General features: G+C 59.0%; 20 protein-coding genes. 7 read left to right on the forward strand and 13 right to left on the reverse strand.

Annotated elements, in window-relative coordinates; all coding sequences use genetic code 11:
* Nucleotides 1–49: 49 nt before the first annotated feature.
* Nucleotides 50–1,954: an ABC transporter ATP-binding protein gene (locus tag U9O48_RS20770; protein ID WP_285157848.1), complete on the forward strand. Its 1,905-nt coding sequence runs from the start codon at nucleotides 50–52 to the stop codon at nucleotides 1,952–1,954.
* A gap of 14 nt (nucleotides 1,955–1,968) precedes the next feature.
* Nucleotides 1,969–2,901, forward strand: coding sequence for a LysR family transcriptional regulator (locus tag U9O48_RS20775; RefSeq protein WP_282493491.1), 933 nt, complete (start codon nucleotides 1,969–1,971; stop codon nucleotides 2,899–2,901).
* A gap of 238 nt (nucleotides 2,902–3,139) precedes the next feature.
* On the opposite strand, the gene mdcH is transcribed toward U9O48_RS20775, so the two are convergent.
* The 8 genes from mdcH to mdcA form a co-directional block, all read right to left on the reverse strand.
* Nucleotides 3,140–4,036 carry a malonate decarboxylase subunit epsilon gene (gene mdcH / locus U9O48_RS20780; RefSeq protein WP_324723115.1) on the reverse strand — a complete coding sequence of 299 codons (897 nt, stop codon included), beginning with the start codon at nucleotides 4,034–4,036 and terminating at the stop codon, nucleotides 3,140–3,142.
* The gene (locus U9O48_RS20785; protein WP_324723116.1) at nucleotides 4,036–4,653 is read right to left on the reverse strand and encodes a malonate decarboxylase holo-ACP synthase; all 618 of its coding nucleotides are present in this window, start codon (nucleotides 4,651–4,653) and stop codon (nucleotides 4,036–4,038) included. Before U9O48_RS20785 ends, mdcH begins: the two co-directional genes overlap by 1 nt.
* Before the next feature lie 2 nt (nucleotides 4,654–4,655).
* Entirely contained in the window at nucleotides 4,656–5,615 is a 960-nt protein-coding gene (locus tag U9O48_RS20790; RefSeq protein WP_282493494.1) for an AEC family transporter, read from the reverse strand.
* Nucleotides 5,616–5,747: 132 nt separating this feature from the next.
* Entirely contained in the window at nucleotides 5,748–6,548 is an 801-nt protein-coding gene (mdcE, locus tag U9O48_RS20795) for a biotin-independent malonate decarboxylase subunit gamma (protein ID WP_285148697.1), read from the reverse strand.
* Nucleotides 6,548–7,381 (reverse strand): biotin-independent malonate decarboxylase subunit beta, encoded by an 834-nt coding sequence (locus U9O48_RS20800; protein WP_324723118.1) that lies wholly within the window; start codon nucleotides 7,379–7,381, stop codon nucleotides 6,548–6,550. The genes mdcE and U9O48_RS20800 overlap by 1 nt, the downstream gene beginning before the upstream one ends.
* Complete coding sequence (gene mdcC, locus U9O48_RS20805; protein WP_282493496.1) at nucleotides 7,374–7,673, reverse strand: malonate decarboxylase acyl carrier protein; 300 nt, start codon at nucleotides 7,671–7,673, stop codon at nucleotides 7,374–7,376. The genes U9O48_RS20800 and mdcC overlap by 8 nt, the downstream gene beginning before the upstream one ends.
* Nucleotides 7,674–7,682: 9 nt before the next feature.
* Nucleotides 7,683–8,540, reverse strand: a complete 858-nt coding sequence (locus U9O48_RS20810; RefSeq protein ID WP_324723119.1) for a triphosphoribosyl-dephospho-CoA synthase — start codon at nucleotides 8,538–8,540, stop codon at nucleotides 7,683–7,685.
* On the reverse strand, nucleotides 8,540–10,195 hold the full coding sequence (mdcA, locus tag U9O48_RS20815) for a malonate decarboxylase subunit alpha (protein ID WP_282493498.1): 1,656 nt from the start codon (nucleotides 10,193–10,195) through the stop codon (nucleotides 8,540–8,542). Before mdcA ends, U9O48_RS20810 begins: the two co-directional genes overlap by 1 nt.
* Before the next feature lie 278 nt (nucleotides 10,196–10,473).
* On the opposite strand from mdcA, the gene U9O48_RS20820 reads away from it, so the two are divergent.
* The 3 genes from U9O48_RS20820 to U9O48_RS20830 are packed head-to-tail and all read left to right on the forward strand — an operon-like array spanning nucleotide 10,474 to nucleotide 12,611.
* Nucleotides 10,474–11,496, forward strand: coding sequence for a hydrolase (locus tag U9O48_RS20820; protein ID WP_282493499.1), 1,023 nt, complete (start codon nucleotides 10,474–10,476; stop codon nucleotides 11,494–11,496).
* A complete protein-coding gene (locus U9O48_RS20825) occupies nucleotides 11,493–11,711 on the forward strand; it encodes a YheU family protein (protein WP_095283693.1) in 219 nt (72 codons plus the stop codon). The genes U9O48_RS20820 and U9O48_RS20825 overlap by 4 nt, the downstream gene beginning before the upstream one ends.
* A 30-nt stretch (nucleotides 11,712–11,741) precedes the next feature.
* The gene (locus tag U9O48_RS20830; RefSeq protein ID WP_282493500.1) at nucleotides 11,742–12,611 is read left to right on the forward strand and encodes a phosphoribulokinase; all 870 of its coding nucleotides are present in this window, start codon (nucleotides 11,742–11,744) and stop codon (nucleotides 12,609–12,611) included.
* Nucleotides 12,612–12,697: 86 nt separating this feature from the next.
* On the opposite strand, the gene U9O48_RS20835 is transcribed toward U9O48_RS20830, so the two are convergent.
* A complete protein-coding gene (locus U9O48_RS20835) occupies nucleotides 12,698–13,102 on the reverse strand; it encodes an OsmC family protein (RefSeq protein ID WP_202674966.1) in 405 nt (134 codons plus the stop codon).
* Between the two features lie 306 nt (nucleotides 13,103–13,408).
* Here U9O48_RS20835 and crp point away from each other — a divergent pair, with 306 nt between their 5' ends.
* Nucleotides 13,409–14,041 (forward strand): cAMP-activated global transcriptional regulator CRP, encoded by a 633-nt coding sequence (gene crp / locus U9O48_RS20840; protein ID WP_000242758.1) that lies wholly within the window; start codon nucleotides 13,409–13,411, stop codon nucleotides 14,039–14,041.
* 58 nt (nucleotides 14,042–14,099) lie between these two features.
* Complete coding sequence (locus U9O48_RS20845) at nucleotides 14,100–16,187, forward strand: YccS/YhfK family putative transporter (protein WP_282493616.1); 2,088 nt, start codon at nucleotides 14,100–14,102, stop codon at nucleotides 16,185–16,187.
* A gap of 33 nt (nucleotides 16,188–16,220) precedes the next feature.
* Here the strand turns inward: U9O48_RS20845 and argD are convergent, their stop codons facing one another.
* From argD to U9O48_RS20865, 4 genes are all read right to left on the reverse strand, one after another.
* A complete protein-coding gene (gene argD / locus U9O48_RS20850; protein ID WP_285154737.1) occupies nucleotides 16,221–17,444 on the reverse strand; it encodes a bifunctional acetylornithine/succinyldiaminopimelate transaminase in 1,224 nt (407 codons plus the stop codon).
* Nucleotides 17,445–17,530: 86 nt separating this feature from the next.
* Nucleotides 17,531–18,094, reverse strand: a complete 564-nt coding sequence (gene pabA, locus U9O48_RS20855; protein WP_324723122.1) for an aminodeoxychorismate synthase component 2 — start codon at nucleotides 18,092–18,094, stop codon at nucleotides 17,531–17,533.
* Between the two features lie 32 nt (nucleotides 18,095–18,126).
* Nucleotides 18,127–18,729 carry a putative adenosine monophosphate-protein transferase Fic gene (locus U9O48_RS20860; protein WP_324723123.1) on the reverse strand — a complete coding sequence of 201 codons (603 nt, stop codon included), beginning with the start codon at nucleotides 18,727–18,729 and terminating at the stop codon, nucleotides 18,127–18,129.
* Nucleotides 18,719–18,886 (reverse strand): YhfG family protein, encoded by a 168-nt coding sequence (locus U9O48_RS20865; protein ID WP_095283698.1) that lies wholly within the window; start codon nucleotides 18,884–18,886, stop codon nucleotides 18,719–18,721. The genes U9O48_RS20860 and U9O48_RS20865 overlap by 11 nt, the downstream gene beginning before the upstream one ends.
* Nucleotides 18,887–18,964 lie beyond the last annotated feature (78 nt).

Consider the following 18,964-nt stretch of genomic DNA (forward strand, 5'->3'; position numbering starts at 1 on the left):
TAACCTCATTATAATGACAACTTAACATAGTCGGAACACACGGCGCTCTATGATTGTTTTCTCCTCGTTACAAATTCGTCGCGGCGTACGCGTCCTGCTGGACAACGCTACCGCCACCATTAATCCAGGGCAAAAAGTGGGTCTGGTGGGCAAAAACGGCTGCGGCAAATCCACTCTGCTGTCGCTTCTGAAAAACGAGATGAGCGCCGATGCAGGGAGCTTCACCTATCCGGGAAACTGGCAGCTGGCCTGGGTTAACCAGGAAACCCCAGCCCTGAGCGTTCCGGCCCTCGACTATGTGATTGACGGCGACCGCGAATACCGCAAGCTGGAAGCCGAACTCAACGCCGCTAACGAGCGCAACGACGGCCACGCCATCGCTACGGTTCACGGTAAGCTCGACGCCATCGACGCGTGGACCATCCGCTCGCGCGCCTCCAGCCTGCTGCACGGTCTGGGCTTCAGCAACGAACAGCTCGAACGCCCGGTGAGCGATTTCTCCGGCGGCTGGCGTATGCGTCTGAACCTCGCGCAAGCCCTGGTCTGCCGCTCGGATCTGCTGCTCCTCGATGAACCGACCAACCACCTCGATCTCGACGCGGTGATCTGGCTGGAAAAATGGCTGAAAAGCTATCAGGGCACGCTGATCCTGATCTCCCATGACCGCGACTTCCTCGACCCGGTGGTGGATAAGATTATTCATATCGAACAAGAATCGATGTTCGAATACACCGGCAACTACAGTTCGTTCGAGCGTCAGCGCGCCACGCGCCTGTCACAGCAGCAGGCGATGTACGAAAGCCAGCAGCAGCGCGTGGCCCATCTGCAAAGCTTCGTCGATCGCTTCAAGGCCAAAGCCTCGAAAGCGAAACAGGCCCAGAGCCGCATCAAAATGCTCGAACGCATGGAGATGATCGCCCCGGCGCACGTGGACAACCCGTTCCACTTCAGCTTCCGCGCGCCGGAGAGCCTGCCGAACCCGCTGCTGAAAATGGAAAAGGTCAGCGCGGGCTACGGCGAGCGCATTATTCTCGACTCCATCAAACTCAACCTGGTACCGGGTTCGCGCATCGGTCTGCTCGGGCGTAACGGCGCGGGTAAATCCACGCTCATCAAACTGCTGGCGGGAGAACTTGATCCGGTCAGCGGCGATATCGGCCTGGCAAAAGGCATCAAGCTCGGCTACTTCGCCCAGCATCAGCTGGAATTTTTACGCGCCGATGAATCGCCGATCCAGCACATGGCGCGCCTCGCCCCGCAGGAGATGGAGCAGAAACTGCGCGACTACCTCGGCGGCTTTGGCTTCCAGGGCGATAAGGTCAGCGAAAACACCGAACGCTTCTCCGGCGGCGAAAAAGCCCGTCTGGTGCTGGCGCTGATCGTCTGGCAGCGTCCAAACCTGCTGCTGCTCGATGAACCGACCAACCACCTGGATCTCGACATGCGTCAGGCGTTGACCGAAGCGCTGATCGAGTTCGAAGGCGCGCTGGTTGTCGTCTCGCACGACCGACATCTGATCCGCTCCACCACCGACGACCTCTATCTGGTTCACGACGGGAAAGTCGAACCTTTCGACGGCGATCTGGAAGATTACCAGCAGTGGCTGACGGACGTGCAGAAGCAGGAAAACCAGCCTGCCGATGACGCGAAAGAGAACGCCAACAGCGCGCAGGCGCGCAAAGACCAGAAACGTCGCGAGGCCGAGCTGCGCACCCAAACCCAGCCGCTGCGTAAAGAGATCACCCGTCTGGAAAAAGAGATGGAGAAACTCCACGCCGCGCTTGCCACGGTGGAAGAGAAGCTCGGCGACAGCGAATTGTACGATCAGGCGCGCAAAGCCGAACTGACCGAGTGCTTACAGATTCAGGCTAAAACCAAATCTGGCCTCGAAGAGTGCGAATTGGCGTGGCTGGACGCCCAGGAACAGCTGGAAGCGATGCTGCAAAGCGATTAACAATCTGGAGGGTTATGACTATCGACATCACGAGCGACATTACATTTCGCAAGCTGAGTATTTTCATGACCTTCATGGAAAAGGGCAATATCGCCCGCACCGCCGAGGCGCTTGGCCTGAGCGGTGTGAGCGTCCATCGCGCCCTGCACACCCTGGAAGAGAACGTTCGCTGCCCGCTGTTCACCCATAAAGGCCGTAATCTGATTGCCCTGCCCTCCGCCTGGACGCTGCTGGAGTATTGTCAGGAAGTGATGCAGGTGATGGAGCGCGGGCTGGAAGAGTCGCGCAAAATCGCCGGGATTGGTCAGGGGCGCCTGCGCGTCGGCACGCTTTATTCGTTGACGATGGAAACCGTGCCGCGTCTGATAATGGGAATGAAGCTGCGCCGTCCGGACCTGGAAATGGATCTGACGATGGGCTCGAACGACACCCTGCTTCATCTGCTCGACGAAGGTTCGCTGGACGCGATTCTGATTTCCATCTCCGAAAGCGATATTGACCGTAATACCCTCGAAGTGCTGCCTCTGTTCCATGACGACATTTTTCTCGCCGCCCCCGCCTCCGCCAAACTGAACAGCAGCGGGCTGGCGGATCTGCGTGATTACAAAGATCAGAAATTCGTCTCGCTGGCGGAAGGGTTTGCGACCTACGCCGGTTTCCAGGACGCGTTCCAGATTGCCGGGTTTGAGCCGGAAATCGTCACCCGGGTGAATGATATCTTTTCGATGTTAAGTCTGGTGCAGGCGGGGGTGGGCTTTACGCTGATGCCGGGCAGGATGAAAAAGGTGTACGAGAATTCGGTGCAACTGCTGAAGCTGGCGCAGCCGTACCAGATGCAGCAGCTGATTGCGATTGTCTTTGCCCGCAACCGCGAGCAAGACCCGAGCCTGCGGGCGTTAGCCGCCGAAGGGCGAATGTATGCGCGCAGTTTGCAGGAGAGTGCCTGATGGTTTTGCCGGGTGGCGGCTACGCCTTACCCGGCCTGGTTGTTCGGTGCGGTCTTTTTGCCGGGTGGCGGCTGCGCCTTACCCGGCCTACATGTTCGGTGCGGTCTTTATGCCGGGTGGCGGCTGCGCCTTACCCGGCCTGATTGTTCGGTGCGGTCTATTTGCCGGGTGGCGGCTACGCCTTACCCGGCCTACGGTTTTGTAGGCCCGATAAGCGCAGCGCCATCGGGCAAAAAGGCTACCCGCGCAGCCGCTTCGCCAGATGCACCGCCACGTCTACGCCGCTGCGCTCCAGCGAAATCGCTTCACCGTCCCACGCCGCCTGCCGTGTCAGGCAGGTCAATACGCCGCCGGGCGGCATCTCAATCGCCAGCCGCGCTTCGCGCTCGTTGGCGGAAATCACCGCCTCCTGCCAGCGCACCGTGCGCGCCATGTTCATCGCTAAATCGTCGGCAATCTTTTCCGGCTGCCACAATACCCGTCCGGTACTGCCGCTGAGATACGCACAGCGCGGACGCGAAAGCGTCACCCGGCTAAACGCCTCCGCCAGTTTCTGCGCCGGTTCCGCGAGGAGCTCACAATGCGATGGCACGCTCACCGCCAGACGATGGGCTTTATTCGCCCCCTTCTCCAGCGCGCGTTTTGCCACGATCGCCATCCCCTCATCGGAGCCCGCAATCACAATCTGCGTTTCCGCATTGAGATTGGCGATGTAACAGCCCGAGCCTGCGATCAGACTCTCTACCTGAGACAAAGTCAGCCCCATGATCGCCGTCAGCCCGTAGCCGTGCGGATACGCCTGTTCCATCAAATCACCGCGCAGCGCCACCAGCCTTAATGCGTCGGTGAATTCCAGCGCACCGGCGATCACCGCCGCAGGATAGGCACCAATCGACAGACCGCTGACGATATCCGGCGTCACGCCGCGTCGTTCCAGCTCGCGCGCCCAGGCAACGCCAGCAATCAGCAGACAAAGCTGCACCGCGCGGGTATGTTCCAGGGCCCCGGAGGAATCCAGCAGATCCGCTTCTGCGCCCAGCACTTCGCGCGCTGTCGCCAGCTCCGTTCCCGGAAGGTCCTGCAGCATGCCCGCACGCTGCGTCCCCTGCCCCGGAAAGGTAAACAAAATTTTCATCACGCCTCCCTGTTCCACGGGTCGGCCACCAGGCGCGGCCCTGTGTGCGTTTTCAGTAGCGCTTTACCGTCGCGCAGCCACTCGTTCAGGGCAAAACCGCCGAGAGGGGTTTCCACCTGCGTGTCCACGCGGCACAGCGCATTGCCGAGCTGAACCGCCCAGCGCTCAAACTCCGCCGCCGGTAAAGACTCTGGCGCGCGGATCAGCAGATCGAGATCGCTCTGTGCATGAATCACCGGCACGCCCGTTGCCAGCGCGTATCCGGCACTTCCCGTGATGCCCCACGTCCACGGCCACGCCTGCTGCGCCAGCTGGCACGCCACCTGAACCGGGGGCTGAGTGATAAACGGCGAGCGCAGCAGGTCGGTTGCCGCGCTCAAATCTTCAGGCGACACCACGCGCGTCACGCACTCGGGCTTCACCCATCCGGCGGCACGCTGGTCGCGTTTCAGACCACGCACACCGACAGGTATGCGCCCGTTGCCGTCAACATCACGCCGCACCACCACAGGCAAACCGGTATGCCACACGCCATCCACCCAGGATTCGGTGATACCTTCCAGCGCGTCGCGCGCGGTAAGCCAGATAAGATCGTGGGGGCGTAATGTTGTGGTCATGATTACATTCCTGAAGTCAGCGAGATAAACAGCGGTAGCGACAGGATACACAGGACCGAGCTCAACAGCAGCACCGCTTCTGCATCAGGAGATTGCACGCCAAAGCGGTTGCCGAAGACCACGCCGAAGAAACCGGCGGACAGAGCAATCATCAGGATCGCGGTGATCGCCACGCTGCCGTGCAGGCCGAAAATCAGCACCAGACCCCAGGCAATCGCCGGCTGAATCAGCAGTTTGGCAATGGTAGAGGTGATGACCATGGTGTTGATCTGCAGTTTACGCGCAGAGAGGATCACCCCGGTCAGGAACAGCGCCGCCGCGGTTGCCGCCAGGCCCAGCGGTTTGATGGCCGCAAGAACCAGTTCCGGCATTTTGATGCCGATAGCCGACAGGATCACCCCCAGCAGCGGGCCCATCACGATCGGTTTTTTGATGGAGCGCCACATCAGCACCGGCAGCATCGCCAGCGTCGAACCGCTGGTATTCCCTTCGGCACGCGCTTTTTCACGCTCCAGAATCAGCAGGCAGAACGGGGTCATCAGCACGGAACCACAGGCGATGGAGACCGCCACAGAGAGCGACGTCGCCGAACCTTCACCCAACACGCTGCCCAAAATGGGCAGACCGAGCGCCGCATAGTTCGGCAGCGCCACCGTCAGGGTCAGCACGGCGGCATCCTGCGGGGATTTTTTAAAGACGTTAGTGGCAAGGAAGTAGATCGCCGCATAGGTGATCCACATCGCCAGAGTCAGCACCAGAATCAGCGGTGACTGGGCGAGAATGCCGGTCCACGGCGTTTGTACGGTCGCGCTGAACAGCGCGGCGGGCAGCGCAAAATCCATCACGAAGATATTCAGCAGGGAGACATTTTTGTTGTCGACCATTTTGGCCTTACCGGCCCAGAATCCCAGCAGCATGATGACAAAAATCGGAGCAAGAGCATGAACAATTACATAAGTCATAAATCACCTGTAAACCTGTCATTTAAAAAGAAATAGCACTGGCGCGATGATTATTATTTTCAGGATGCAGGTTCCCGCGCAGGCGCAGCGAGTGCGCCCACGGGGCCTGCATCTGGCAGGACTTTTTTCTGATTACCAGCTTGCTCGCATTCGTTCGCGTACCAGAGCAGAGCTGCGACGGTTGTCAGCACCCAAACGGCTTTTCAGCGTGGTGTCCTGACGCGCGTCGTTGATGGCCTGTTGCAGGGTAGATTTCACCTGCGCCAGATCGGTGTCGGAAGGGGCGTCCGGGTTGCTGATATCCAGCAGGTCGGCCAGCAGCCCCAGGGTGGCGTAGTTACTGATGTCATACGCCATTGGCGGGATGGTCGCCGCCAGTTTTTCCAGCGCCTCGACGGTACGCAGGGTGATACGCGCGGCGGACTCTTTGCCCATCGCATGAATCAACACGCCCTTGTCGTTGAAAGCGATCAGGCGGTTCGCCTGGTAGCCGTGAGCGAGGAACGCGCCGGACATCGCTTTACCGACGATCAGGCCAATCACCGGATGACCGGCCAGACGCGCATTGGCATAGGCCGCAGCGGCACCGGCCAGCGCCTGGTGGATCCCGAACGCCTCTTCGCGACGGCCATACGCCTGGCTCGGCACGTCAATCACCGCCACAATCGGGCGTTTGACGGCTTTATCGGCATCCGCCGCGATGGTTTCGCTGACCACTTTCGCCAGCGTCCAGCCCTCCAGCAGGCCCACTTCGCCCTGCGCAGCGCGCGGGAAGTGGTTGTTCGCATCCGGGACCACGGCGACAAAACGCACGCTTTCACCGTTCAGTTCGCCATCTGCCGCCTGCACGGACGGGCATAAGCCTGGCAAGCGCTGAGCATTCGGGGCGAGGGTTTGCAGCCAAAGTTCGCCGCGGCTGATTGAGTTAGTCATCATTTCACCTCCCGGGCAAAAAGAGCGTGGATCTGTTCAGTATCCGCCTGTTTGCGGGTATCGAAGTGGCTCAGACGGGCCAGATAGTCGTCGTAGTTATCGGTGCGATGTTTTGCCGGAACGCCTTTAGCCAGCGCGTCGTTCATCGCCTTTTTCACTGCGTTGACGCCATCGCCCACCAGCGCATCCACCAGACCACTTTCGTAGCGGATTTCGCCGCCGGTCATGCTCCAGATAAACGGACGGTCGCGGGAGTCGTACTCGTCAATCCCGGCTTCCTGCTCGATCACCTGCGGGCCGTTCAGGCCGAGACGCGCTTCGCGGGTGACAATCAGATAGCTACACAGCGCGGCGGCGATCGACATCCCGCCGAAGCAGCCGACGGTCCCGGCGACAATCCCAACGACTGGGGTATAGCGACGTAAATCGACAATCGCCGCGTGAATATCGGCAATCGCCGCCAGACCAAGGTTGGCTTCCTGCAGGCGCACGCCGCCGGTTTCGAGGCACAGGACGGCCTGCGTCGGAATGCCGTTGCGGTTATCTTCTGCCGCCAGCTCCAGCGCCGCCGCCATTTTGGCCCCTGAGACTTCGCCCATGCTGCCGCCCTGGAACGCGCCTTCAATCGCCACCACCACCGCAGGCTGGCCGTTGATAGTCCCTTTCGCGACCACCATGCCGTCGTCTGCCTGAGGAACAATCCCCTGTGCGCCAAGCCACGGGGAGGTGATGCCCTCAAACGGATCCAGCAGTTCGCGGTAGCTGCCGTCGTCCAGCAGAGCGTGAGCACGCTGGCGCGCTTTCAATTCGATAAAACTGCGATCGTCACGCATGGCTCACCTCTTCAAATACCTGTTCGATACGAATACGGGCCACGCCCGGGGTTGCGCCAAAGTCGTGAATGGTCAGCGTACCGGCAGGCAGGCTGCTCACGGTTTGCAGACGGTTGAACAGCGCTTCCCAGCGACCACGGCTGTTGTCGACGGACGTGGTGATATTGATGGTTAAGGTCTGGCTCGGGTCGGCGGTGAAAAGCACCTCCATATCCCCGGAACCGACAACCCCTGCCAGCGCCCTGCCGCTCAATACGCGGCTGGCTGGCACGGTTAATGTGATTTTTTCCATAACATCCTCTTAATGCTTTGAATAAGGCGTCTCGACGCGGTCGAGGAACAGCGTGGCAGCGAGCAGATCGGCGGCACCACCCGGTGAGGCATTGAGCGCTAGCATCTGGCGGTCGAGCAGCGCTAGGGCACGCTGGCCTTCTGGCGCAGCGGTTCCACCCGCGTTCAGCACGGCGCGCGCCCCGTCCTGCATGGTCTCCAGCCCTTCCATTCCGGCGCGGGACAGCACGCAGGTGTCGGTGAGCGAGGTCATGATCGCCATCAGCGCATCGAGCCTTGAGTGCGTTTCGCTGCTGCCGTTCAGGCGACTGAGACGAAGCTGGGGCAGCGCCCGCTGCAAAATATGCGGGAACGCCTGCTGCGCCTCTTCACGCGCCCCCGGCACGCGATAGCGGTGCGTGGCGCGAAGCCCTTTGCTGAACACTTTCGGTGCTGCGTCATCCGGCAGCTTTGCCAGCTCCGCAGCCCGCATGGCGACGGTCTGCGGTTTGGCGTCGCCGCCGAGCATCGCTACCGCGCTGACCAGCAGTCCGAGCGCCCAGATCGCGCCACGATGGGTATTGACTCCGCCGGTGGCGGCCATCATCTGCTGCTCGCCTTCGCGACCCAGTCGCCCGATGGTTTGTCTGAGCGCAATGTCCGCCGGACGCTGCCAGCTTTGCTGCGCCAGCGTCTGAAACGTAGGGGTCAGGCTGTGCGCGGACCGCTCCATTAATGCAAGCGTGAGGTCCAGGTGTGCGCCGTTCCCCCGACTGTCCACCAGACCGGGTTTCGGGCTTAATCGTGCTTCGTCAATCAGACACTGCGTGGCGGTTCGCGCCAGCCATTCGGCACCGCCTTCAACCTGAATCTGGGGCAGAAGTTTCATTACCAGCTCCGGAATTTCGCAGGTGGGTTGTAGAGACCGCCGGACCATTCCACGAGATCAGCCACACTGCCGGCTGCCAGCAGAGAGCGGGTCGCGTCGGTACGGCGAATGCCCATATCTTCCGGGTAGACCACTTTGCCACTCTGGCGCAGTGCGGCGACGCGTTTGGCGTCCACGCCCAGGCCGATGTCGGTGATCCCGGCGACGGCGGCGACCATCGCGCGGCGCTCTTCGAGATTTTCGGCGCGATAGAGGTAGGCAATCCCCTCTTCGGTCAGAACGTGGGTGACGTCATCCCCGTAGATCATCACCGGTGCCAGCGGCATGCCGGAGGATTTCGCCACTTCAACGGCGTCGAGTTTTTCCACGAAGGTCGGTTTCACGCCCGCCTGGAAGGTTTCGACCATCTGCACCACCAGCTTTTTACCGCGCTGCATCGGGTCCGGTTCGGTAATCATGTTCAGCCACGCAGGCGTAGCATGACGACGACCGTGCGGATCGTGGCCCATATTTGGCGCACCGCCGAAGCCCGACAGACGACCGCGGGTCACGGTAGAGGAGTTGGCGTAGCCATCCACCTGCAGCGTCGAACCGATAAACATATCCACCGCGTACTGGCCTGCCAGCTGGCAGAAGGCGCGGTTAGAGCGCATCGAGCCGTCGGCACCGGTAAAGAACACATCCGGGCGGGCGCGGATGTACTCTTCCATCCCCAGTTCGCCGCCGAAGCAGTGCACGCTCTCCACCCAGCCGCTTTCAATCGCCGGGATCAGCGTCGGGTGTGGGTTCAGGGTCCAGTGTTTACAGATTTTGCCTTTCAGGCCGAGCTGTTCGCCGTAGGTCGGCAACAGCAGCTCAATCGCCGCGGTGTTAAAGCCGATGCCGTGGTTCAGGGACTGCACCTGGTGTTCCGCGTAGATACCTTTGATCGCCATCATCGCCATCAGGATGTGTTCTTGCTTGATGAGGCGCGGGTCGCGGGTAAAGAGGGGTTCGATGAAGAACGGCTTGTCGGCAACGACCACGTAATCAATCCACGAGCCCGGAATATCCACGCGCGGCAGATCGCATTCGTCGTCCACCAGCTCATTCACCTGGGCGATGACGATCCCGTCGTGGAACGCCGCGGCTTCGACCAGCGCCGGGGTGTCTTCGGTGCTCGCGCCGGTGTAAAGGTTGCCTTTGCGGTCGGCTTTAAACCCGGCAATCAGCGCCACGTTCGGCGAGAGATCGACGTACAGACGGGAGTAAAGCTCGATGTAGGTGTGGATGGCGCCGATTTCGAGCTGGCCGTCTTCCAGCAGCTGCGAAATACGCAGGCTCTGGGTGCCGGAGAAAGAGAAATCGAGCTTGCGGGCGATGCCCTTTTCAAAGATATCAAGATGTTCGCTGCGACCGACGCTGGGCATGATCATATGCAGGTCGTGCACGATTTGCGGGTTCACTTCAGCGAGCGAGCGGGACAGAAAATCGGCCTGCTTTTGGTTGTTGCCTTCAAGGACGACTTTGTCGCCCGGAGCAATCAGTTTTTCCAGCATGGCGACGAGATCGTCGGTCGGCAGAACCTTGCCTTGCACCGGGACGGAAGCCAGGCGGCGCGCTTTTTCGGTGCGTCGCGTGTTCCAGACCCGGGCGGGTGTTTGCCCAGATAACATTATTAACCTCCTGATTCAGCACATCATTCTGATTTGCTTAACGCTGAACAAAGTGTGCGCCCTGGTGAGAAAGGCATCAATTAAGCGTAGAGCGGAATCATTAGCCTGAGAGTAATAATCGAGGTAAAGATTTGTGATCGAGATCAGTTCGCGAAGGGTGAAAAAATGGCAGAGGTGGCAGAAATGGCTGAATCGGAGGTAAACGCCCCTCGTTTTTATAAACAGGGTACAATTCGGAAGGTATAGTAATGACTGACAAGAATTAATATCGCATCGTTATGACCCAAATTATTCCATCAGATTTCGAGATCGCTGGCGCTGAGAGCGCAGACTTCGTGCCCATGCGGGGTGTGGCAAACCCGCACCTGCAGACCATGCTGCCGAGGATCTTGCGTCGAAAACTGCAGTTTACGCCGCACTGGCAGCGCCTAGACCTGCCGGACGGTGATTTCGTGGATTTAGCCTGGAGCGAAGATCCCGAGCAGGCCAGGCACAAACCGCGCCTGGTGGTATTTCATGGTCTGGAAGGGAGCCTGCACAGCCCCTATGCCCACGGCCTGATCCATGCGGCGAAAGAACGCGGCTGGCTCGGCGTGGTGATGCATTTTCGCGGCTGTAGCGGCGAGCCGAACCGTCGGGAGCGTATTTATCACTCCGGCGAAACCGAAGATGGCACCTGGTTTTTACACTGGCTGAAGAACAGCTACGGCAGCGTGCCGACCGCCGCCGTCGGCTATTCCCTCGGCGGAAACATGCTCGCCTGCCTGCTGGCCAAAGAGAGCGACACGGTTCCACTGGATGCGGCGGTGATCGTCTCCGCGCCCTTTATGCTCGAGCAGTGCAGCTATCATATGGAAAAAGGCTTTTCGCGGGTCTATCAGCGCTATCTGCTGAACCTGCTCAAAGCCAACGCCGCGCGTAAGCTGAAGGCCTATCCGGATACCCTGCCGATCAGCCTGCAACAGCTGAAGCGAATGCGTCGCCTGCGCGAGTTTGACGATATGATCACCTCGAAGATCCACGGCTTTGCCGACGCGATCGACTACTATCGTCAGTGTAGCGCCATGCCGCTGCTAAACCAGATCACCAAACCGACGCTGATCATCCATGCGAAGGACGATCCCTTTATGGATCATCACTCCATTCCAGCGCCGGAACATCTGCCGGCGAACGTGCAGTATCAACTGACGGAACACGGCGGCCACGTCGGCTTTATCACCGGCACCTTGCGCCGCCCGAAAATGTGGCTGGAATCGCGCATCCCTGACTGGTTAACCCCATTTCTGGAGAGAGTAAAATGATGATTCCCTGGCAGGATCTGGCTCCCGAAACGCTGGATAGCCTGATTGAAAGCTTTGTATTACGCGAAGGCACCGATTATGGTGAACATGAGCGTTCGCTCGAACAAAAGGTCGCCGATGTCAAACGGCAGCTACAAAGCGGCGAGGTGTTGCTGGTGTGGTCTGAACTGCACGAAACGGTCAACATCATGCCGCGCAATCAGTTTCGCGGTTGATTGTTCCATCTTTCCATTCAGGGAGTTGCTATGTCCGCCAGACATCCGGTTATTGCCGTTACGGGTTCGAGTGGTGCGGGAACCACCACCACCAGCCTCGCTTTTCGCAAGATCTTCGCGCAGCTCAACCTGCGCGCGGCCGAGGTGGAGGGCGATAGCTTTCATCGCTTCACCCGTCCTGAAATGGACATGGCTATCCGCAAGGCCCGCGATTTAGGCAAGCACATCAGTTACTTCGGGCCAGACGCCAACGACTTTGGCCTGCTGGAACAAACCTTTCAGGACTACGGCCACACGGGCAAAGGCCAGTCGCGCAAATACCTGCACACCTACGATGAAGCGGTACCCTGGAATCAGGTGCCAGGCACATTCACTCCGTGGCAGCCCCTGCCGGAGCCGACTGACGTGCTGTTTTACGAAGGATTGCACGGCGGCGTGGTGACGCCGCAGCATGACGTGGCGCGCCACGTGGATCTGCTGGTCGGCGTGGTGCCGATTGTCAATCTGGAGTGGATTCAAAAGCTGACCCGCGACATGAGCGAGCGCGGCCATTCGCGCGAAGCGGTGATGGATTCGGTGGTGCGTTCGATGGAGGATTACATTAACTTCCTGACGCCGCAGTTTTCCCGCACCCACATCAACTTCCAGCGCGTTCCAACAGTCGACACCTCTAACCCGTTTGCAGCGAAAACCATTCCTTCACTGGATGAAAGCTTTGTGGTGATCCATTTCCGTAACCTGGAAGGCATTGATTACCCGTGGCTGCTGGCGATGCTGCAGGGCTCATTCATTTCGCATATCAATACGCTGGTGGTACCGGGCGGGAAGATGGGGCTGGCGATGGAGTTGATCATGATGCCGTTGGTGCAGCGGTTGATGGAAGGCAAGAAGATCGCCTGAGGTTTGTTGCCGGATGGCGCTGCGCTTATCCGGCCTACGTTCATGCTTTTGTAGGCCCGGTAAGCGTAGCGCCACCGGGCTTTGTTTTAAGCGTCAATCACTTCATACGAATGCGTAATCTTCACCGCTTTTTCCAGCATCAGCGCCACAGAGCAGTACTTCTCCGCAGACAGATCCACCGCGCGGGACACGGCGGCATCTTTCAGCTCTTTTCCGGTGACGATAAAATGCAGATTGATATGCGTAAACAGACGCGGCGCTTCTTCGCGACGCTCTGAGGTCAGCTTCACTTCGCAGTCGGTCACATCGTGACGGCCTTTTTGCAGAATCGACACCACGTCAATCGCGCTGCACCCGCCAGCCGCCATCAGCACCACTTCCATCGGGCTTGGCGCTTTATCTCCGGAGTTACCGTCCATCAAAATCTGGTGCCCTGAAGCGGATTCGCCAAGGAACGTTAAACCTTCAACCCATTTCACACGCGCTTGCATTTTTATTAACTCCGAAGTTGCATTTTTATGAACAGATTACGCGTGCGTTACAATTCTCGCAACGGAAGGCGACCTGCATCATGCTGAAGCGAGACACCAGGAGACACGCGGCTAAAGCTATGCTAAAACAGTCTCGATGCTACAGTAATACATTGACGTTACACATGTATGCAGAGGACATCAAACTTTACTGGCTGCGAACAGTGCGACAGCCACTTCCCAGGTACGGGTAAGAATTCGATTGCAACCCCAGAGTCAGGATGCGATTTTGACTCTGAGACAGCTTATAACAGAGGATAACAGCGCATGGTGCTTGGCAAACCGCAAACAGACCCGACTCTCGAATGGTTCTTGTCTCATTGCCACATTCATAAGTACCCATCGAAGAGCACGCTGATTCACCAGGGTGAAAAAGCGGAAACGTTGTATTACATCGTCAAAGGCTCGGTGGCAGTGCTGATCAAAGATGAAGAAGGGAAAGAGATGATCCTTTCTTATCTGAACCAGGGCGATTTCATCGGTGAACTGGGCCTGTTTGAAGAAGGCCAGGAACGTAGCGCCTGGGTGCGTGCGAAAACCGCGTGTGAAGTCGCTGAGATCTCCTACAAGAAATTCCGTCAGCTGATCCAGGTGAACCCGGACATCCTGATGCGCCTTTCTTCGCAGATGGCTCGCCGCCTGCAGGTCACTTCCGAGAAAGTGGGCAACCTCGCTTTCCTGGACGTCACCGGTCGCATCGCGCAGACGCTGCTGAACCTGGCGAAACAACCTGACGCCATGACCCACCCGGACGGTATGCAAATTAAAATTACCCGTCAGGAAATTGGTCAGATCGTGGGCTGTTCTCGCGAAACCGTAGGTCGTATCCTGAAAATGCTGGAAGATCAAAACCTGATCTCCGCTCACGGTAAAACTATCGTGGTCTACGGGACCCGTTAATTCCGCAAAATTCGGCGTGCCATCGCAAGATGTCACGCCGTTTTTGTCTCTGACGACTATGTGGCGCAGGCTGATTTATCACCCGGAAGTTAACTACGCACTACGTCAAACTCTGGTGTTATGTCTTCCCGTGGCCGTTGGTTTGATCCTCGGTCATCTGCAACAGGGGCTGCTGTTCTCTCTCGTCCCCGCCTGCTGCAACATTGCCGGTCTCGATACTCCCCACAAACGCTTTTTCAAACGTCTGATTATCGGCGGCTGCCTGTTTGCCGGATGCAGCCTCGCCGTGCAGCTGCTGCTGGCGCGCGATATCCCGCTGCCGCTCATTCTGACCGTGCTGGCGATGACGCTGGGCGTCACGGCGGAGATCAGCGCGCTTCACGCCCGCCTGCTGCCCGCATCGCTCATTGCCGCCATTTTCACGCTGAGTCTCGCCGGAAATATGCCCGTCTGGGAGCCGCTGCTGATCTATGCCGCCGGCACGCTGTGGTACGGGCTGTTTAACTGGTTCTGGTTCTGGATGTGGCGAGAGCAGCCGCTGCGCGAATCCCTGAGCCTGCTCTACGTCCAGCTCGCCGAATATTGCGAAGCTAAATACACCCTGCTGACGCAGCACACTGACCCCGAAAAGTCCCTGCCACCGCTGCTGTCGCGCCAGCAAAAAGTGGTCGATCTCATCAGCCAGTGTTATCAGCAGCTGCACATGCTGGCGGCCAATAAAAATCATGAATACAAACGCCTGCTGCGCGTCTTCCAGGTCGGGCTGGATCTGCAGGAGCATATCTCCGTCAGCCTGCATCACCCGCAGGAGGTGCAAAAGCTGGTGGAACGCAGCCACGCCGAGGCGGTGATCCGCTGGAATGCCCAGACGGTCGCGACTCGCCTGCGCGTGCTGGCGGACGATATTCTGTATCACCGCTACCCGACGCGCTTTACCATGGATAAGCAGCTGGGAGCGCTGGAGAAAATCGCGCGCCAGCACCCGGATAACCCGGTCGGACAGTTCTGCGCATGGCACTTTAGCCGCATCGCGCGCGTGCTGCGCACCCAGCGTCCGCTCTACTCCCGCGACCTGATGGCCGATAAGCAAAAACGTCTGCCGCTGCTGCCCGCGCTGAAAAGCTATCTGTCGCTGAAATCCTCCGCCCTGCGCAACGCCGCGCGCATCAGCGTCATGCTCAGCGTGGCGAGCCTGATGGGCGTCGCGCTGCACTTACCGAAGCCCTACTGGATCCTCATGACCGTGCTGTTTGTCACCCAGAACGGCTATGGCGCCACGCGAGTGCGCATTCTTCACAGGGCGCTCGGGACTTTTGCCGGGTTAGTGATTGCCGGGGTGACGCTGCACTTCCACGTTCCCGACGGCTACACCCTCGCGGGAATGCTGGTGATTACGCTCGTGGGCTATCTGATCATCCGTAAAAACTATGGCTGGGCGATGGTCGGGTTTACGGTGACGGCGGTATATACCCTGCAACTCCTGACCCTGAACGGCGAGCAGTACATTGTCGCGCGGCTGGTGGATACGCTTATTGGCTGTTTGATCGCCTTCGGCGGCATGGTCTGGCTGTGGCCGCAATGGCAAAGCGGCTTGTTACGCCAGAACGCCCACGATGCGCTCGAAGCCGATCAGCAGGCGATTCGTTTGATACTGAGCGACGACCCGAAAGCCTCGCCGCTGGCCTATCAGCGCATGAAGGTCAACCAGGCGCACAACGCCCTGTTTAACTCGCTAAACCAGGCGATGCAGGAGCCGGGCTTTAACTCGCACTATCTGGCGGATATGAAACTGTGGGTGACGCACAGCCAGTTTATCGTCGAGCATATCAACGCCATGACCACGCTGGCGCGCGAGCACACGATGCTGACGCCGGATCTGGCGCAGCGGTATTTGCAGTCGTGTGAAATTGCGTTGCAGCGCTGTCAGCAGCGTCTGGAGTACGACGCGCCGGGAGAATCGGGGGATTCGAACATTCTGGAAGCGCCAGAGACGCTGACCCATGGGCCGATGAGCACCCTCGAGCAGCATTTGCAGCGGGTATTAGGGCATTTGAACACCATGCACACCATTTCGTCGGTGGCATGGCGTCAGCGTCCGCATCACGGGATTTGGTTGACGCGGATTTTGCGGCGCAAAGAGTCGTGAGTTTTGCCGGGTGGCGGCTTCGCCTTACCCGGCCTACAAAACCTGAACGATCTTCTTCACTGCACTCGCAAAGCGATTCATGCCGTCGTCGATATCCTGGCTCTCCACCACCAGCGACGGCGCAAAGCGCATCACGTCTGGCCCCGCATTGAGCACCATCACCCCTTCGTGCGCGGCGGCGTGGAGGAAATCACGCGCGCGGCCTTTGTACTGCGGTTTCAGCTCCGCGCCAACCAGCAGCCCCATGCCACGAATATCGCTGAACACATCATACTGAGCGTCGATCTGCTGAAGATGCTGCACAAACTGCTCGCGCTTCGCGCTCACACCGTTCAGCACTTCAGGGGTATTGATAATATCAAACGCCGCCCCAGCGATAGCGCACGCCAGGGGGTTGCCGCCGTAGGTGGAGCCATGCGAACCGACGTGGAAGGCCGATGCGATCTCCTGCGTGGTCAACACTGCGCTGACAGGGAAACCGCCGCCAAGCGCTTTGGCGCTGGTGAGAATGTCCGGCGTCACGCCGTAGTGCATATAGGCGAACAGATCGCCGGTACGCCCCATGCCGCTCTGCACTTCATCAAACACCAGCAGCGCCTGATGCTCGTCGCACAGCTCGCGCAGGCCTTTCAGGAACTCCGGCGTCGCGGCCATTACGCCGCCCTCGCCCTGGATTGGCTCAACCACCACCGCGCAGGTGTGATCGTCCATCACCGCTTTCACGGCATGCAGATCGTTAAACGGCACGTGGATGATATCAGCCGGTTTTGGGCCAAAGCCGTCGGAATACTTCGGCTGCCCGCCCACGGAAACGGTGAAAAGCGAACGACCGTGGAAGGCGTTATGGAAGGCGATGATTTTGGTTTTGTACGGACTGTGACGCGTGGAGGCGTAGTAGCGCGCCAGTTTGAAAGCCGTTTCATTGGCTTCGGTGCCGGAGTTCATGAACAGCACGCGCTCGGCAAAGGTGGCATCAATGATCTTACGGCCCAGGCGGAGAGCCGGTTCGTTAGTGAACACGTTGCTGGTGTGCCACAGGGTTTCACCCTGGGTTTTCAGGGCTTCCACCAGCGCCGGATGACAGTGCCCCAGCGCCGTCACCGCAATCCCGCCCGCGAAATCAACGTACTCTTTGCCCTGTTGATCCCAAACCCGACTGCCTCTCCCTTTCACCGGGATAAACTCCGCCGGTGCATAAATCGGCAGAATCACTTCATCGAATGTTGCGCGCGTAATTGCAGGTTGTTCAGTTGCCATGTCATGCCCGTCCGTTTTATGTCACAGTTCGCGTGAAAATATAATCACAAAATATGCATAAAAAATCACAGCAAGGCAATAAAAATTCAGCGATGGAGGAAATTGGCCAGAAGTTCGTGGCCCTGCTCGCTCAGAATGCTCTCCGGGTGGAACTGCACCCCTTCGAGATCCCACTCGCGGTGGCGAATGCCCATGATCTGTTGGGTGTCGCTCCAGGCGGTGACTTCAAAACAGTCGGGAAGCGTAGGCGGGTCGATGACCAGCGAGTGATAGCGGGTGACCGTCAGCGGATTATTCAGCCCGCGAAACACGCCGGTTCCGGTGTGGGTCACCGGCGAGGTTTTGCCGTGCATCACCCGTTCGGCACGGACGATGGTCGCCCCGAACACCTGAGCGATCGCCTGATGCCCCAGACAGACGCCGAGGATCGGCAGTTTGCCGGCGTAGTGGCGGATGACATCCAGCGAAATGCCCGACTCGTCGGGCGTGCAGGGTCCCGGTGAAATGACGATTTTCTGCGGGGCCAGCGCGTCGATATCAGCCAGCGTAATGTCGTCGTTGCGCCGGACGATCACCTCTGCCCCCAGTTCACAAAAGTACTGGTAAAGGTTCCAGGTAAAGGAATCGTAGTTATCAATCAGCAGGATCATGGCGGCTCCGGGACAAAAATAGCCGCCCTATTCTACTCAGTTTCCCGCGCTTCGCTCACTACTTTGGCAAAGATGGCGGTGAGCGCGGTCAAATCGCCCATCGCCCCGCTCTGGTTAGCCGCCGCCCATTCGTCCGGGTCGATGCCTCGCCAGCTCAGCTGATAGCCCGCGTGGATCGCCAGTTGCTCAAAGAAGACGCGCTGGGCGATGCCGTTGCCAATCCGGAACGGGTGCAGGACGTTGATCTCACAGTAGTAGTGGCTGAGGCGGGCAATGAACTCCTCACGATCGAGACCCACCAGGTAGCCTTCTTCTTCCAGATCCTGCATCAGGGCGTTGCCCTCTTTTTCGATGTAGCCGAAGTGGCAAAAACGGGTGTCGCCCTGGTAAATATCGACCTCACGAATTGCTCCGGCCCAGCTGAAAATATCCTGATACAGGTGGCGGTGAATGGCGCAGAGATGCGGCAAACCGCGCGCCGGAGGGCCGAGAGGCAGCGTGGCGGCACGTAGCGCCGTCAGTTCGTAAGAGGCCTGCGCCAGTCGCTCCGCCTGGCGGATACTGAGCGCATTGCGCATCACATTCAGGCCGGTATAGAGGTACGGGTCGCGGTCATCGCCAATTTTATCGCTCATAGTGCCTCCTGAGTTCCTCAAGACGCACTTCAGCTTCCTGCGCGCTGAGCGTGACTAACGGGCTGTCGACCCCTTCGAGGCGTCGGCTGGCCTGGAAATTGGCATTTCGCTGTTGCTCCCAGAGACGGGACTTTTGTTTATCGGTGAGTTTTTTCACTTAACGCCTCCCTGAATGTGTCCGTTTGCCACAAGTATAAGCAGCAAACTGCGCTTTCGCAGGGAGGAGCAAGCAATG

This window comes from Lelliottia sp. JS-SCA-14 (assembly GCF_035593345.1).
GTDB classification, from domain to species: Bacteria; Pseudomonadota; Gammaproteobacteria; order Enterobacterales; family Enterobacteriaceae; genus Enterobacter; species Enterobacter wanjuensis.

Coding starts and splice junctions, on each gene's coding strand:
- U9O48_RS20775 (WP_282493491.1), top strand. CDS start 1,969: ATGACTATCGACATCACGAGCGACATTACATTTCGCAAGCTGAGTATT.
- U9O48_RS20785 (WP_324723116.1), bottom strand. CDS start 4,653: ATGACCACAACATTACGCCCCCACGATCTTATCTGGCTTACCGCGCGC.
- U9O48_RS20820 (WP_282493499.1), top strand. CDS start 10,474: ATGACCCAAATTATTCCATCAGATTTCGAGATCGCTGGCGCTGAGAGC.
- mdcE (WP_285148697.1), bottom strand. CDS start 6,548: ATGACTAACTCAATCAGCCGCGGCGAACTTTGGCTGCAAACCCTCGCC.
- U9O48_RS20860 (WP_324723123.1), bottom strand. CDS start 18,729: ATGAGCGATAAAATTGGCGATGACCGCGACCCGTACCTCTATACCGGC.
- U9O48_RS20810 (WP_324723119.1), bottom strand. CDS start 8,540: ATGAAACTTCTGCCCCAGATTCAGGTTGAAGGCGGTGCCGAATGGCTG.
- argD (WP_285154737.1), bottom strand. CDS start 17,444: ATGGCAACTGAACAACCTGCAATTACGCGCGCAACATTCGATGAAGTG.
- U9O48_RS20790 (WP_282493494.1), bottom strand. CDS start 5,615: ATGACTTATGTAATTGTTCATGCTCTTGCTCCGATTTTTGTCATCATG.
- U9O48_RS20770 (WP_285157848.1), top strand. CDS start 50: ATGATTGTTTTCTCCTCGTTACAAATTCGTCGCGGCGTACGCGTCCTG.
- mdcC (WP_282493496.1), bottom strand. CDS start 7,673: ATGGAAAAAATCACATTAACCGTGCCAGCCAGCCGCGTATTGAGCGGC.
- U9O48_RS20845 (WP_282493616.1), top strand. CDS start 14,100: ATGTGGCGCAGGCTGATTTATCACCCGGAAGTTAACTACGCACTACGT.
- U9O48_RS20835 (WP_202674966.1), bottom strand. CDS start 13,102: ATGCAAGCGCGTGTGAAATGGGTTGAAGGTTTAACGTTCCTTGGCGAA.
- U9O48_RS20830 (WP_282493500.1), top strand. CDS start 11,742: ATGTCCGCCAGACATCCGGTTATTGCCGTTACGGGTTCGAGTGGTGCG.
- U9O48_RS20825 (WP_095283693.1), top strand. CDS start 11,493: ATGATGATTCCCTGGCAGGATCTGGCTCCCGAAACGCTGGATAGCCTG.
- crp (WP_000242758.1), top strand. CDS start 13,409: ATGGTGCTTGGCAAACCGCAAACAGACCCGACTCTCGAATGGTTCTTG.
- mdcA (WP_282493498.1), bottom strand. CDS start 10,195: ATGTTATCTGGGCAAACACCCGCCCGGGTCTGGAACACGCGACGCACC.
- mdcH (WP_324723115.1), bottom strand. CDS start 4,036: ATGAAAATTTTGTTTACCTTTCCGGGGCAGGGGACGCAGCGTGCGGGC.
- pabA (WP_324723122.1), bottom strand. CDS start 18,094: ATGATCCTGCTGATTGATAACTACGATTCCTTTACCTGGAACCTTTAC.
- U9O48_RS20800 (WP_324723118.1), bottom strand. CDS start 7,381: ATGCGTGACGATCGCAGTTTTATCGAATTGAAAGCGCGCCAGCGTGCT.